General features: G+C 71.7%; 10 protein-coding genes. 9 read left to right on the top strand and 1 reads right to left on the bottom strand.

Features of this window, described 5'->3' with window-relative positions:
- Positions 1-31 precede the first annotated feature (31 nt).
- From ACK8N7_RS07230 to ACK8N7_RS07200, 7 genes are all read left to right on the top strand, one after another.
- Positions 32-955, top strand: a complete 924-nt coding sequence (locus tag ACK8N7_RS07230) for an LLM class F420-dependent oxidoreductase (RefSeq protein ID WP_403211561.1) — start codon at positions 32-34, stop codon at positions 953-955.
- Between the two features lie 37 nt (positions 956-992).
- Positions 993-1,916, top strand: a complete 924-nt coding sequence (gene mmuM / locus ACK8N7_RS07225) for a homocysteine S-methyltransferase (RefSeq protein WP_500441557.1) — start codon at positions 993-995, stop codon at positions 1,914-1,916.
- 44 nt (positions 1,917-1,960) lie between these two features.
- Positions 1,961-3,463, top strand: a complete 1,503-nt coding sequence (locus ACK8N7_RS07220; RefSeq protein WP_500441555.1) for a 3' terminal RNA ribose 2'-O-methyltransferase Hen1 — start codon at positions 1,961-1,963, stop codon at positions 3,461-3,463.
- Positions 3,460-6,039 carry a polynucleotide kinase-phosphatase gene (locus ACK8N7_RS07215; protein WP_500441553.1) on the top strand — a complete coding sequence of 860 codons (2,580 nt, stop codon included), beginning with the start codon at positions 3,460-3,462 and terminating at the stop codon, positions 6,037-6,039. The genes ACK8N7_RS07220 and ACK8N7_RS07215 overlap by 4 nt, the downstream gene beginning before the upstream one ends.
- Before the next feature lie 63 nt (positions 6,040-6,102).
- Positions 6,103-7,335 (top strand): arginine deiminase, encoded by a 1,233-nt coding sequence (locus ACK8N7_RS07210; protein WP_031126993.1) that lies wholly within the window; start codon positions 6,103-6,105, stop codon positions 7,333-7,335.
- A gap of 125 nt (positions 7,336-7,460) precedes the next feature.
- The gene (argF, locus tag ACK8N7_RS07205) at positions 7,461-8,465 is read left to right on the top strand and encodes an ornithine carbamoyltransferase (protein WP_500441551.1); all 1,005 of its coding nucleotides are present in this window, start codon (positions 7,461-7,463) and stop codon (positions 8,463-8,465) included.
- Positions 8,466-8,648: 183 nt separating this feature from the next.
- A complete protein-coding gene (locus tag ACK8N7_RS07200) occupies positions 8,649-10,121 on the top strand; it encodes an amino acid permease (protein ID WP_500441549.1) in 1,473 nt (490 codons plus the stop codon).
- Here ACK8N7_RS07200 and ACK8N7_RS07195 read toward each other — a convergent pair.
- Entirely contained in the window at positions 10,072-10,521 is a 450-nt protein-coding gene (locus ACK8N7_RS07195; protein ID WP_403211548.1) for an ATP-binding protein, read from the bottom strand. The genes ACK8N7_RS07200 and ACK8N7_RS07195 overlap by 50 nt on opposite strands.
- A gap of 346 nt (positions 10,522-10,867) precedes the next feature.
- On the opposite strand from ACK8N7_RS07195, the gene ACK8N7_RS07190 reads away from it, so the two are divergent.
- Complete coding sequence (locus ACK8N7_RS07190) at positions 10,868-11,695, top strand: enoyl-CoA hydratase family protein (protein ID WP_358365493.1); 828 nt, start codon at positions 10,868-10,870, stop codon at positions 11,693-11,695.
- Positions 11,680-13,983 (top strand): bifunctional salicylyl-CoA 5-hydroxylase/oxidoreductase, encoded by a 2,304-nt coding sequence (locus tag ACK8N7_RS07185; RefSeq protein ID WP_500441547.1) that lies wholly within the window; start codon positions 11,680-11,682, stop codon positions 13,981-13,983. Before ACK8N7_RS07190 ends, ACK8N7_RS07185 begins: the two co-directional genes overlap by 16 nt.
- The last annotated feature ends 77 nt before the right edge of the window (positions 13,984-14,060 follow it).

The following is a 14,060-nucleotide window of genomic DNA, read 5'->3' as shown; positions in this document are numbered from 1 at the left end:
GGAGCCGCCGGTGAAGGGGCAGGATGGGTGCATGGATCTTCGAATCTTCACCGAGCCCCAGCAAGGGGCCGACTACGACACCCTGCTCACCGTCGCCAAGGCCACCGAGGACCTCGGCTTCGACGCTTTCTACCGCTCGGACCACTACCTCCGCATGGGCTCCGGTGACGGCCTGCCCGGACCGACCGACGCCTGGATCACGCTGGCCGGTCTCGCCCGCGAGACCAAGCGGATCCGGCTCGGCACGCTGATGACCGCAGGCACGTTCCGCCTGCCCGGCGTGCTCGCCATCCAGGTGGCCCAGGTCGACCGCATGTCCGGCGGCCGCGTCGAACTCGGCCTGGGCGCGGGCTGGTTCGAGGAGGAGCACAAGGCCTACGGCATCCCGTTCCCCAAGGAGAAGTTCGGCCGGCTGGAGGAGCAGCTGGCGATCGTCACCGGCCTCTGGGCGACGGAGGTCGGCAAGACCTTCAGCTACGACGGCACGTATTACCAGCTCACCGACTCGCCCGCGCTGCCGAAGCCTGCCCAGGCCAAGGTGCCCGTCCTCATCGGCGGCCACGGCGCGACCCGCACCCCGCGCCTCGCCGCGCAGTACGCGGACGAGTTCAACATCCCCTTCGCCTCCCTGGAGGACAGCGAGAAGCAGTTCGGCCGGGTCAAGGCCGCGGCGAAGGCGTTCGGGCGGGAACCGGACGACCTGGTGTACTCCAACGCCCTGGTCGTCTGCACCGGCAAGGACGACGCCGAAGTGGCCCGGCGGGCGGCGGCCATCGGCCGGGACGTGGAGGAGCTCAAGGCCAACGGGCTGGCCGGCTCGCCCGCCGAGGTGGTCGACAAGATCGGCCGGTACGCGGCCATCGGCTCGTCCCGGATCTACCTCCAGGTCCTCGACCTGGACGACCTGGACCATCTGGAGCTGATCTCCTCGCAGATCCAGTCCCAGCTGAACTGACCCGCCTCTCCCACAGGGAAGGACGGACGAGAAGGAGATGGCTGTGAGCACCGGCCGTACGCTCGCCGAAGCACTGGCGGAAGGACCCGTCCTGCTGGACGGCGGACTCTCCAACCAGTTGGAGGCTCAGGGGTGCGATCTCACCGACGCGCTCTGGTCGGCCCGGCTGCTGGCCGACGCCCCGGAACAGATCGAGGCCGCCCACCTGGCGTATCTGCGCTCCGGAGCGCAGGTGCTCATCACGGCCAGCTACCAGGCCACGTTCGAAGGGTTCGGCCGCCACGGGATCGGCCCCGAACGGACCGGGGCGCTGCTCGCCCGCAGCGTGGAGCTGGCCCGGCGGGCGGCCGGTGCGGCCCGCCGGGCCGATCCCGGGCGGGAGGTCTGGGTCGCCGCCTCGGTCGGCCCGTACGGGGCGATGCTCGCGGACGGCAGCGAGTACCGGGGGCGGTACGGGCTGACCGTCCGGGAGCTGGAGCGCTTCCACCGCCCCAGGATGGCGGCGCTCGCCGAGGCGGAGCCCGACGTCCTGGCGCTGGAGACGGTGCCGGACATGGACGAGGCAGAGGCGGTGGTGCGGGTCGCCGAGGAGACCGGGCTGCCGATCTGGCTCTCGTACAGCGTCGCGGGCGGCCGGACCCGGGCCGGGCAGCCGCTGGAGGAGGCGTTCGCGGTGGCCGCCGGGCGGGAGCGGGTGGTGGCCGTCGGGGTCAACTGCTGCGACCCGGCCGAGGCGGAGGAGGCGGTGCGGGTGGCGGTGGCGGTCACGGGCAAGCCGGCCGTGGTCTACCCGAACAGCGGGGAGGGCTGGGACGCCGGAGGCAGGGAGTGGACCGGGCGGAGCACTTTCGACCCGGGGCGGGTGCGGGCCTGGACGGGGGCCGGGGCGCGGCTCGTCGGGGGCTGCTGCCGGGTGGGGCCGGACCGGATCAAGGAGCTGGCGGGGCTGCTGGAGCGCTGAAAATGCCTGGTGGGAGGTGCGGGATCGAGACCATACTCGGACAGGTGTTCCTGACAATCGGTACGACCGGCACCCCTGAACGTCCCGCCACGGACCTCGGTTTCCTGCTGCACAAGCACCCCGACCGGGCGCAGGCGTTCTCCACCTCGCACGGCACCGCGCACGTCTTCTATCCCGAGGCGTCCGCGGAGCGCTGCACGGCCGCACTCCTGCTGGAGGTGGATCCGGTGGCGCTGGTGCGGCGCGGCAAGGGCAAGGGCCGGGGCGGTGCGCCCGACGCGGCGCTCGCGCAGTACGTCAACGACCGCCCCTACGCGGCCTCCTCACTGCTCTCGGTCGCGCTTGCCACGCTGTTCAAGTCCGCGCTGGGCGGTGTCTGCCGGGCCATGCCCGAGCGGGCCGGGGCTCCGATGCCGCTGCGGATCGAGGTGCCCGCGCTGCCCGCCCGGGGCGGTGCGGAGCTGGTGCGCAAGCTGTTCGTGCCGCTCGGCTGGGAGCGGGTCGAGGTGACGCCGGTGGCGCTGGACGAGCAGTTCCCCGAGTGGGGCGACTCGCGCTACGTACGCCTCGTGCTGGAAGGGGAGTTGCGGCTCGCCGACGCGCTGCGCCAGCTCTACGTCCTGCTGCCGGTGCTCGACGACGCCAAGCACTACTGGGTCGCCCCCGACGAGGTGGACAAGCTGCTGCGGGCCGGTGAGGGCTGGCTCGCCGACCACCCCGAGCGCCCCCTCATCACCCGGCGCTACCTCTCCCACCGCTGGGGGCTGACCCGCCAGGCCGACCAGGCCCTGGAGCTGGTCCGGCTCGCGGAGTCGGACGACCTCGACGTCGACAGCGTCGACAACGCGGTCGACGAGAGCACCGACACCGAGGAGAAGCCCGTCCCGCTCGCCGAGCACCGGCGCACCGCGATCCTCGAAGCGCTGCGCGGGGCCGGTGCGCACCGGGTGCTCGACCTGGGCTGCGGCCAGGGCCAGTTGGTGCAGGCGCTCCTCAAGGACGTGCGGTTCACCGAGATCGTCGGCGTCGACGTGTCGATGCGCGCCCTCACCATCGCCTCGCGCCGGCTGAAGCTGGACCGGATGGGGGAGCGGCAGGCGGGCCGGGTCACCCTCCGGCAGGGCTCCCTCACCTACACGGACAAGGGGCTCAAGGGGTACGACGCCGCCGTGCTCAGCGAGGTCGTCGAGCACCTGGACCTGGACCGGCTGCCCGCGCTGGAGTACGCGGTCTTCGGCTCGGCGCGTCCGCGCACGGTGCTCGTGACCACGCCGAACGTTGAGTACAACGTCCGCTGGGAGACCCTCCCTGCCGGGCACGTACGCCACGGGGACCACCGCTTCGAGTGGACCAGGGCCGAGTTCCGGGAGTGGGCGGGGAAGGTGGCCGGGCGCCACGGGTACGCCGTCGCGCATCTGCCCGTCGGCCCGGACGACCCCGAGGTCGGCCCGCCCACCCAGCTCGCCGTCTTCACCCTGACCGGCACGGAAATCGGCAGGAAGACCGACAGGAACAACGAGAAGAAGAAGGAGGCGGAGGCCGCATGACGAACGACGACAGCACGAGCACCGACACCACCACCGGCGGCGCCTCCCGCACCCTGCCGGTGACCGACCTCTCCCTCGTCGTCCTCATCGGCGCCAGCGGATCGGGCAAGTCCACCTTCGCCCACAAGCACTTCAAGCCCACCGAGATCGTCTCCTCGGACTTCTGCCGGGGCCTCGTCGCCGACGACGAGAACGACCAGAGCGCCAGCCGCGACGCCTTCGACGTGCTCCACTACATCGCCGGCAAGCGCCTGGCCGCCGGACGGCTGACCGTCGTCGACGCCACCAGCGTCCAGTCCGAGAGCCGCAAACAGCTCGTCCAGCTGGCCAGGGAGCACGACGTGCTGCCCATCGCCATCGTGCTCGACCTCCCCGAAGAGGTCTGCGCCGCCCGCAACGCCGCCCGCCCCGACCGCGCGTCCATGCCCCGCCACGTCATCCAGCGCCACCGCCGCGAGCTGCGCCGCTCACTGCGCGGCCTGGAGCGCGAAGGCTTCCGCAAGGTGCACATCCTGCGCACCGAGGAGGAGGCCGAGAGCGCCGAAGTGGTCCTGGAGCGGCGCTACAACGACCTGCGCCACCTCACCGGCCCGTTCGACATCATCGGCGACATCCACGGCTGCCGCTCCGAGCTGGACACCCTGCTCGGCAAACTCGGATACGTCGGCGGCGCCCACCCCGAAGGGCGTACGGCCGTCTTCGTCGGCGACCTCGTCGACCGGGGCCCCGACAGCCCGGGTGTGCTTCGCCGCGTCATGTCCATGGTCGCGGCGGGCAACGCCCTCTGCGTCCCCGGCAACCACGAGAACAAGCTCGGCCGCTACCTCGCGGGCCGCAAGGTCCAGCAGACCCACGGCCTCGCCGAGACGATCGAGCAACTGGAGCACGAGGACGCCGGGCACCCCGAGTTCCGGCAGCAGGTGAGGGAGTTCATCGACGGGCTCGTCAGCCACTACGTGCTGGACGGCGGCAATCTGGTGGTCTGCCACGCCGGACTGCCCGAGAAGTACCACGGCCGCACCTCCGGCCGGGTCCGCTCGCACGCGCTGTACGGGGACACCACCGGCGAGACCGACGAGTTCGGCCTGCCCGTGCGCTACCCGTGGGCCGAGGACTACCGGGGGCGCGCCGCCGTCGTCTACGGTCACACGCCGGTGCCCACCACCTCCTGGATCAACAACACCATCTGCCTGGACACCGGCGTGGTCTTCGGCGGGAAGATGACCGCGCTGCGCTGGCCGGAGCGTGAACTCGTCGACGTACCGGCCGAGAAGGTCTGGTACGAGCCCGCCAGGCCACTGACCACAGAGGCGCCCGGAGGCCGGGAGGGCAGGCCGCTGGACCTCGCCGACGTCCAGGGCCGCCGGGTCGTGGAGACCCGGCACCTGGGCCGCGTCGCCGTGCGCGAGGAGAACGCGGCCGCGGCCCTCGAAGTCATGAGCCGGTTCGCCGTCGACCCGCAGCTCCTCGCCTACCTCCCGCCCACCATGGCCCCCACCGCCACCTCCCGCGAGGAAGGCTTCCTGGAGCACCCGGCCGAGGCGTTCGCGCAGTACCGCAGCGACGGCGTCGAGCGGGTGGTGTGCGAGGAGAAGCACATGGGCTCCCGGGCCGTCGCCCTGATCTGCAAGGACGCCGCCGCCGCGACCGCCCGCTTCGGCACGGACGGCCCCACCGGCGCGCTGTACACCCGCACCGGGCGGCCCTTCCTGGACGACCGGGCCGTGACCGAAGAGGTCCTCGACCGACTCCGTACAGCCGTCACCGCGGCGGGGCTCTGGGAGGAGTGGGACACCGACTGGGTGCTCCTGGACGCCGAGCTGATGCCCTGGTCGCTCAAGGCCGGCGGACTGCTGCGCTCGCAGTACGCCGCCGTCGGCGCGGCCTCCGGCGCGGTGTTCCCGTCCGCCCTCGCCGCTCTGGAGACGGCCGCCGCCCGTGGCGTCGACGTCGGCGGCCTCGGCGGGCGGCAGCGCGCCCGGGCCGAGGACGCGGCCGCGTTCACCGAGGCGTACCGGCGCTACTGCTGGTCCACCGAGGGGCTGGAAGGGATGCGCATCGCCCCGTTCCAGATCCTCGCCGTGCAGGGCCGCTCGCTGGCCGCCGTCCCCCACGACGAGCAGCTGGCCTGGCTGGACCGCCTCGTCGAGCACGACCCGACCGGGCTGCTCCAGGTCACCCGCCGGCTCGTCGTGGACCCCGCCGACGAGGCGTCCGTCCGCGCGGGCACCGACTGGTGGCTGGAGATGACCGGGCGCGGAGGCGAGGGCATGGTCGTCAAGCCGCTCGGCGCCCTCGTCCGGGACGCGAAGGGCCACCTGGTCCAGCCCGGCATCAAGGTGCGCGGCCGGGAGTACCTGCGGATCATCTACGGCCCCGAGTACACCCGCCCGGAGAACCTGGAGCGCCTGCGGTCCCGGTTCCTCGGCCACAAGCGCTCGCTCGCGCTGCGGGAGTACGCGCTCGGACTGGAGGCCCTGGACCGGCTGGCGGAGGGCGAGCCGCTGTGGCGCGTCCACGAGGCGGTCTTCGCCGTCCTGGCCCTGGAGTCGGAGCCGGTGGACCCCCGGCTCTGAGACCCGCGCGAACGGTGGGCGATTCGCGGGGTGAACGGTGCTCCGCCCGGTGAGGATGAAGACATGGGATTCCATGTCGACTCCGAAGCCGGGCGGCTGCGCCGCGTCATACTGCACCGCCCCGATCTGGAACTGAAACGGCTGACCCCCTCCAACAAGGACGCGCTCCTCTTCGACGACGTCCTGTGGGTGCGCCGGGCCCGGGAGGAGCACGACGGGTTCGCCGACGTCCTGCGTGACCGGGGAGTGGAGGTGCACCTCTTCGGCGACCTCCTCCAGGAGTCCCTGGACATCCCCGTCGCGCGGCGGCTCGTGCTCGACCGGGTCTTCGACGAGAAGGAGTACGGGCCGCTCGCCACCGAGCACCTGCGCGCCGCCTTCGAGGAGCTGCCGTCGGCCGAGCTGGCGGAGGCGCTGGTCGGCGGGATGACCAAGCGCGAGTTCCTGGAGCGGCACAGCGAACCGACCTCCGTCCGCTTCCATGTGATGGACCTGGACGACTTCCTGCTCGGCCCGCTGCCCAACCACCTCTTCACCCGGGACACCTCCGCCTGGATCTACGACGGGGTCTCCATCAACGCGATGCGCTGGCCCGCCCGGCAGCGCGAGACCGTCCACTTCGAGGCGATCTACCGCCACCATCCGCTCTTCACCGGACCGGACGCGGGCGTCTTCCACCACTGGTCGGAGGGGCAGGACGACTACCCCTCCACCATCGAGGGCGGTGACGTCCTGGTCATCGGGCAGGGGGCGGTCCTGATCGGGATGAGCGAGCGCACCACCCCGCAGGCGGTGGAGATGCTGGCCCGCGGCCTCTTCGACGCGGGCTCCGCGCGCACGATCGTGGCGCTCGACATGCCCAAGGGCCGTGCGTTCATGCACCTGGACACGGTGATGACCATGATCGACGGCGATACGTTCACCCAGTACGCCGGGCTCGGCATGCTCCGCTCGTACACGATCGAGCCGGGCAGCGGCCCCCGCGAACTGAAGGTCACCGACCACCCGCCCGAGCACATGCACCGCGCCATCGCCGCCGCGCTCGGCCTCGACTCGATCCGGGTGCTCACCGCCACCCAGGACGTGCACGCGGCGGAGCGCGAGCAGTGGGACGACGGCTGCAACGTCCTGGCTGTCGAGCCGGGCGTCGTCGTCGCGTACGAGCGGAACGCGACCACCAACACCTATCTGCGCAAACAGGGCATCGAGGTCATCGAGATCCGGGGCAGCGAGCTGGGCCGGGGGCGGGGCGGACCGCGCTGCATGAGCTGTCCGGTGGTGCGGGACCCTGTGTAGTGCAGGCACTTTCGAGACAGGGGACCGGCGGATTCTGGACCCAGGGGGCTGTATAGGAATGCGGTTAGTCGTATAGACTTCCAGAACTGTTCGTCGATCCCCGCACGATCCCTGGAGCCGTCACCATGGCCATCGACCTCACCGGCCGCCCCTTCCTCAAGGAGCTGGACTTCACCGCGGAGGAGTTCCTCGGCCTGGTCGCGCTGGCCGGCGAGCTGAAGGCGGCCAAGAAGGCGGGGGCCGAGACCCAGCGGCTGCGCGGGAAGAACATCGCGCTGATCTTCGAGAAGACCTCGACCCGCACCCGCTGCGCGTTCGAGGTCGCCGCCGCCGACCAGGGTGCCTTCACCACCTACCTGGACCCCTCCGGCTCCCAGATGGGCCACAAGGAGTCGGTGAAGGACACCGCCCGGGTGCTCGGCCGGATGTTCGACGGGATCGAGTACCGGGGCGACAGCCAGCAGGTGGTCGAGGAGCTGGCCGCGTACGGCGGCGTCCCCGTCTTCAACGGGCTCACCGACGACTGGCACCCCACGCAGATGCTCGCCGACGTCCTGACCATGACGGAGCACAGCGGCAAGCCCGTCACACGGATGGCCTTCGCCTACCTCGGCGACGCCCGCTTCAACATGGGCAACTCCTACCTGATCACCGGCGCCCTGCTCGGCCTGGACATCCGGATCGTCGCCCCCGAGATGTACTGGCCGGCCCCCTCCGTCGTGGAGCAGGCGGAGAAGCTCGCCGCGGTCAGCGGCGCGAAGGTCACGCTCACCGCGGACGTCACCGAGGGCGTCCGCGGCGCCGACTTCGTCGCCACGGACGTGTGGGTCTCGATGGGGGAGCCCAAGGAGGTCTGGGACGAGCGCATCGCCGCGCTCGCGTCGTACGCCGTGACGATGGACGTCCTGCGGGCCACCGGCAACCCGGACGTGAAGTTCCTGCACTGCCTGCCCGCCTTCCACGACCTCGGCACCCAGGTCGGCCGGGACGTCCACGCCGCCCACGGACTCACCGAGCTGGAGGTCACCGACGAGGTCTTCGAGTCGGCGCACTCGGTGGTCTTCGACCAGGCCGAGAACCGGATGCACACCGTCAAGGCCGTGCTGGTGGCGACGCTGGCGGACGTGTAGCCGACCTCACGGCCGAGGGATTCGCATGGCCATTCGCCCGATTGGGTGAACATGCGAGGTGGTGGCTACGATGTCGCCTCTGGTGGGGTTCGGGCTCTGACGTGCCTGGGCCCCTTTCCCGTGCCGCTCAGGCGCGCACGGGACCGTCCCCCCACTGCACCACCAGAGAAGAGAACGTCCCGCATGAGCCCCGGCCTGCCGAATCCCGGCACCGCACACCGTCCCGGACTGCGCCGCAAGAGCCCCGACCAGCTCATCGCCGAGTCCGGCGGTGACCTGGAGGGCCACGGCCTCAAGCGGACGATGGGCCTCTTCCAGCTCGTCTGCTTCGGCGTCGGGGCCATCGTCGGCACCGGCATCTTCGTCGGCCTCTCCGACACCGTCGCCGAGGCCGGACCCGCCGTCGTCATCTCGTTCGTCCTGGCCGCGATCACCTGCATCTTCACCGCCTTCTCCTTCGCGGAGCTGGGCAGCGCGATCCCGGTCTCGGGAAGCTCGTACTCCTTCGCGTACGCCGCCCTCGGCGAACGCACGGCGTTCCTCGTCGGCTGGTGCCTGATGCTGGAGTACGGCGTCTCGGTCTCCGCGGTCGCGGTGGGCTGGAGCCAGTACGTCAACGAGCTGCTGAACAGCCTGATCGGCTGGGAGCTGCCCGCGGCCGTCTCCGCCGGGCCCGGCGACGGCGGCGTGATCAACCTGCCGGCGGTCGTCGTGATCGCGATGGCCGCCACCCTGCTGGTGCGCGGCGTCCGGGAGAGCGCGACCGCGACCGCCGCCATGGCGGTCCTGAAGATCGGCATCCTGCTCGCGTTCTGCGTGATCGCGTTCACCGCGTTCCAGGACGACAACCTCGTGCCGTTCGCGGGCCACGGGCTCGGCGGGATCACGGCGGGCGCGTCGCTGGCGTTCTTCTCGTACATCGGCTTCGACGCCATCACGACCGCCGGCGAAGAGGTCAAGAACCCCCGCCGGAACATTCCGATCGCCATCCTGATCTGCATCGGCGTCGTCACGTTGCTCTACTGCGCGGTGGCGCTCTCGGCCATCGGCGCACTCGGCGCGGACGCCGTCTCCGACCGGCCCGCGGCCCTCTCTCTGGTCGTCAACCAGGTCACCGACTCCTCGGTCGGCGGGGGCATCATCGCCTTCGGCGCGGTCGTGGCCATCGCTTCCGTGGTGCTCGCCGTGATGTACGGGCAGACCCGCATCCTGATGTCGATGTCCCGCGACGGGTTGATCCCGCGCGTCTTCGAACGGGTCTCGCCCAAGACCCACACCCCGGTCGCCAACACCTGGATCGTGGCCTGCGTCTTCGCCGTACCGGCGGCCTTCGTCCCGCTGGACGTCGTCGTCAACCTGACGACCATCGGCACGCTCGCCACCATGGTCGCCGTCAACGTGGCCGTCGTGGTGCTCCGCCGCCGCAACCCCGAACTGGAACGCACCTTCCGGGTGCCGCTCTACCCGGTGAGCCCGGTGCTCGGCGTGGTGTTCTGCCTGTATCTGATGTACGGGACCGGCTGGACGACCTGGGTCCAGTTCGCGGTCTTCCTCGCCGCCGGTTCGCTGCTCTACGCCTGCTACGGGCGCAAGCGGTCCCGGCTGGTCAGCTCTCCGGAGACGGGCCCGGCTGGGACGGTATCGCCGGAAGCGTGAACCAGACGGCCTTGCCGTGCTCCGTGGTGCGGTGACCGCAGGCGGAGCTGAGGGTCCGGATCAGCAGCAGACCGCGGCCGTGCTCCTGCCAGGGGTCGACCTCGTAACCGTGCGGCGGCCGGGACAGGTCGCCGGGCGGAGCGGGGTCGTGGTCGTGCACCTCTACCTGGCAGCCGGTGGGCAGCAGCTCCACGACCAGCTCGATCGGTTCGCTGCTCACCGTGTGCTCGACGGCGTTGGCCACCAGCTCGGCGGTGAGCAGCTCGGCGGTGTCGCTGTCCGCCGGGGCATCGATGTCCGACAGGGCGGTACGGACGAGAGCGCGGGCGATCGGCACGGCTGCCGTGGAGTGCGGCAGGGCGATCCGCCAGGAGGCGGGAACAGGGACATCGGGCGGCACGGCGGGGTTCCGTTCGGGAGCGGGTCTTCCTCTTAGCGGGACTTCTCGACTCATCGGGGCCTCCCGACTCGTCATCGGGCTCTCCCGACTCCTCGTCGGGGCTTCTCGACTCACTCGGCTCATCATCGGCATCGCGTATCGAGACTTCCTGGGGTCAACCTTACGAACCGCACGGCCCTGGCCATAGAGGCGGTCGGCCGGTGCAAACAGGACTTTCGCCACAACAGTCTCACGGTCGACGTATCGCGACCTCGTGACGACAGTCACGTACGAGTGATAAATTCGGTGGTGGAACGCGACCCGCGCACGGTCGGCAACCCGCCCGAATGCTGAAGGGAACCCCTTCATGAGCTCGTTTCCCAGCTCCGCCCCGCGCGTGGAGGAGTGGCGCCATCTCCGGATCACCCGGGACGGCGGTGTGGTGACCGTCACACTGGACCGCCCCGAGAAGCTCAACGCCCTCACCTTCGGTGCCTACGCCGATCTGCGCGACCTGCTCGCCGAGCTGACTCGGGAGCGCTCCGCCCGCGCCCTCGTGCTGGCCGGTGAGGGGCGCGGCTTCTGCTCCGGGGGCGACGTGGAGGAGATCATCGGCGCCACCCTCGCCATGGACACCGCGGCGATCCTGGAGTTCAACCGGATGACCGGACAGGTCGTACGGGCCCTGCGCGAGTGCCCCTTCCCGGTCGTCGCCGCCGTTCACGGGGTCGCCGCCGGAGCCGGAGCCGTCCTCGCCCTCGCCGCCGACTTCCGGGTCGCCGACCCCTCCGCCCGCTTCGCCTTCCTCTTCACCCGGGTCGGCCTCTCCGGCGGGGACATGGGCGCCGCCTACCTCCTGCCCCGGGTCGTCGGCCTCGGCCACGCCACCCGGCTGCTGATGCTCGGCGACCCCGTCCGGGCCCCCGAGGCGGAGCGGATCGGGCTGATCAGCGAGCTGGCCGAGGAGGGGCAGGCCGACGCCCGCGCCGCCGAGCTGGCCCGCCGCCTCGCCGACGGCCCCGCCCTCGCCCTCGCCCAGACCAAGGCGCTGCTCACCGCCGAACTGGACATGCCGCTCGCCGCCTCCGTCGAGCTGGACGCCAACACCCAGGCCCTCCTGATGCACGGCGAGGACTACGCGGAGTTCCACGCCGCCTTCACCGAGAAGCGGCCGCCGAAGTGGCGGGGGAGGTAGCGGCCGTGCCGACCCCTGTGCGGAGCATCGCGGTCATCGGCGGCGGCCCCGGCGGCCTCTACGCCGCCGCCCTGCTCAAGCGGTTCGACCCGGCCCGAGCGATCACCGTGTACGAGCGCAACGCCCCCGACGACACCTTCGGCTTCGGCGTCGTCCTCTCCGACGAGACCCTCGGCGGGATCGAAGACGCCGACCCGGAGGTCTACCGGGCCCTGAGCCGTGAGTTCGTCCGCTGGGACACCATCGACATCGTCCACCGCGGCCGCACCCACACCTCCGGCGGCCACGGCTTCGCCGCCCTCGGGCGCCGCCGGCTGCTGGAGATCCTGCACGAGCGCTGCACCGCCCTCGGCATCGACCTCCGCTTCCGCGCCCAGGCCCCGCCCGCCGCCGACCTCGCCGCCCGCCACGACCTGGTCATCGCCGCCGACGGGGTGCACAGTGCGACCCGTGAGGCGCACGCGGACGCCTTCGGCCCGGCCGTCACCGAGCACCGCAACCGCTACATCTGGCTCGCCGCCGACTTCGCGCTCGACGCCTTCCGCTTCGAGATCGCCGAGACCCCGTACGGCGTCATGCAGCTGCACGGCTACCCGTACGCCGCCGACGCCTCCACCGTCATCGTCGAGATGCGCGAGGAGGTGTGGCGCGCCGCCGGGCTCGACACCTGCGACCCGGCCGAATCCACCGCCCGCTGCGCCAAGTTCTTCACCGAGGCCCTCGACGGCAGGCCCCTGCGCGCCAACAGGTCCAGCTGGCTCACCTTCCGTACGGTCACCAACTCCCGCTGGTCGCACCGGAACACGGTCCTCATCGGGGACGCCGCCCACACCGCGCACTTCTCCATCGGCTCCGGCACCAAGCTCGCCGTCGAGGACGCCCTCGCGCTGGCCGCCTCCATCGAGGAACAGCCGGACCTGCCCGCCGCGCTGGCCACGTACGAGGCCGGGCGCCGCCCGGTCGTCGCCTCCACCCAGCGGGCGGCGGCGGCCAGTCTGCGCTGGTTCGAGGAGCTGGCCGGCTACGTCGACCAGCCGCCCCGCCGCTTCGCGTTCAACCTGCTCACCCGCAGCCGCCGCGTCACCCACGACAACCTCCGGCTGCGCGACGCCTCCTTCACCGCCGCCGTCGAGGAGGAGTTCGGCTGCCCGCCCGGCACCCCCCCGATGTTCACCCCGCTGCGGCTGCGCGGCCTCGAACTGCGCAACCGGGTCGTCGTCTCACCCATGGACATGTACTCGGCCACCGACGGGCTCCCCGGCGACTTCCACCTCGTCCACCTCGGCGCCCGGGCGCTCGGCGGCGCCGGACTCACCATGACCGAGATGGTCTGCGTCAGCCCCGAGGGCCGCATCACCCCCGGCTGCACCGGCCTGTGGACCGACGAACAGGCCACCGCCTGGCGGCGGATCACCGACTTCGTCCATACCTCTGCCCCCGGCGCGGCCATCGGCGTCCAGCTCGGCCACTCCGGCCGCAAGGGCTCCACCCGGCTGATGTGGGAGGGCATCGACCAGCCCCTGGAGACCGGCAACTGGCCGCTGTCGGCCGCCTCCCCGCTTCCGTACCAGCCAGGCGTCAGCCAGGTCCCGCAGGAGCTCGATGCGGCCCAACTGGCCACGATCCGGGATCAGTTCACCCACTCTGCCCGCCGGGCGGCCGACGCCGGATTCGACCTCCTCGAGCTCCACTGCGCCCACGGCTACCTGCTCTCCGGTTTCCTCTCCCCGCTCACCAACCACCGCACCGATGCCTACGGCGGATCACTGGCCGCGCGACTCCGCTTCCCCCTCGAAGTCTTCGACGCCGTCCGCGAGGTCTGGCCCGAGGACCGCCCGATGACCGTCCGGATCTCCGCCACCGACTGGGCCGAGGGCGGCACCGACGCGGAGGACGCCGTCGCGATCGCCCGCGCCTTCGCCGCCCATGGAGCCGACGCCATCGACGTGTCCACCGGCCAGGTGGTGCCCGAGGAGCGCCCCGAGTTCGGCCGTTCGTACCAGACCCCGTACGCGGACCGGATCCGCAACACCGTCGGCGTCCCGGTCATCACGGTCGGCGCCATCTCCTCCTGGGACGACGTCAACTCCCTGCTCCTGGCGGGCCGCGCCGACCTCTGCGCCCTGGCCCGCCCCCACCTGTACGACCCGCACTGGACGCTCCACGCGGCGGCCGAACAGGGCTACGCGGGACCGGGCGCACCCTGGCCGCTCCCGTACGGCGCGGGCAGCCGCCCCCCGCCCACGGGCCGCACGGACGGGCCGAAGCCGCGGCTCAGGCTGGGCTGACCGTTCCCGCGCGGACGTAAGACTCTCGTCATACCGGAGCAGCCGCCGCAGGTGTGCCCGGTCGGGTTGGATGGGTC

Source organism: Streptomyces griseobrunneus (genome assembly GCF_046713465.1).
Lineage (GTDB): Bacteria > Actinomycetota > Actinomycetes > Streptomycetales > Streptomycetaceae > Streptomyces > Streptomyces microflavus.
Note: the sequence above shows the minus strand (reverse complement) of the source record. Positions and strands in the feature narration are given on the sequence as shown.

Excerpts from the sequence above, each read along its gene's own strand:
- ACK8N7_RS07230 (WP_403211561.1), top strand. The coding sequence starts at position 32 with ATGGATCTTCGAATCTTCACCGAGCCCCAGCAAGGGGCCGACTACGAC.
- mmuM (WP_500441557.1), top strand. The coding sequence starts at position 993 with ATGGCTGTGAGCACCGGCCGTACGCTCGCCGAAGCACTGGCGGAAGGA.
- ACK8N7_RS07215 (WP_500441553.1), top strand. The coding sequence starts at position 3,460 with ATGACGAACGACGACAGCACGAGCACCGACACCACCACCGGCGGCGCC.
- ACK8N7_RS07210 (WP_031126993.1), top strand. The coding sequence starts at position 6,103 with ATGGGATTCCATGTCGACTCCGAAGCCGGGCGGCTGCGCCGCGTCATA.
- argF (WP_500441551.1), top strand. The coding sequence starts at position 7,461 with ATGGCCATCGACCTCACCGGCCGCCCCTTCCTCAAGGAGCTGGACTTC.
- ACK8N7_RS07200 (WP_500441549.1), top strand. The coding sequence starts at position 8,649 with ATGAGCCCCGGCCTGCCGAATCCCGGCACCGCACACCGTCCCGGACTG.
- ACK8N7_RS07190 (WP_358365493.1), top strand. The coding sequence starts at position 10,868 with ATGAGCTCGTTTCCCAGCTCCGCCCCGCGCGTGGAGGAGTGGCGCCAT.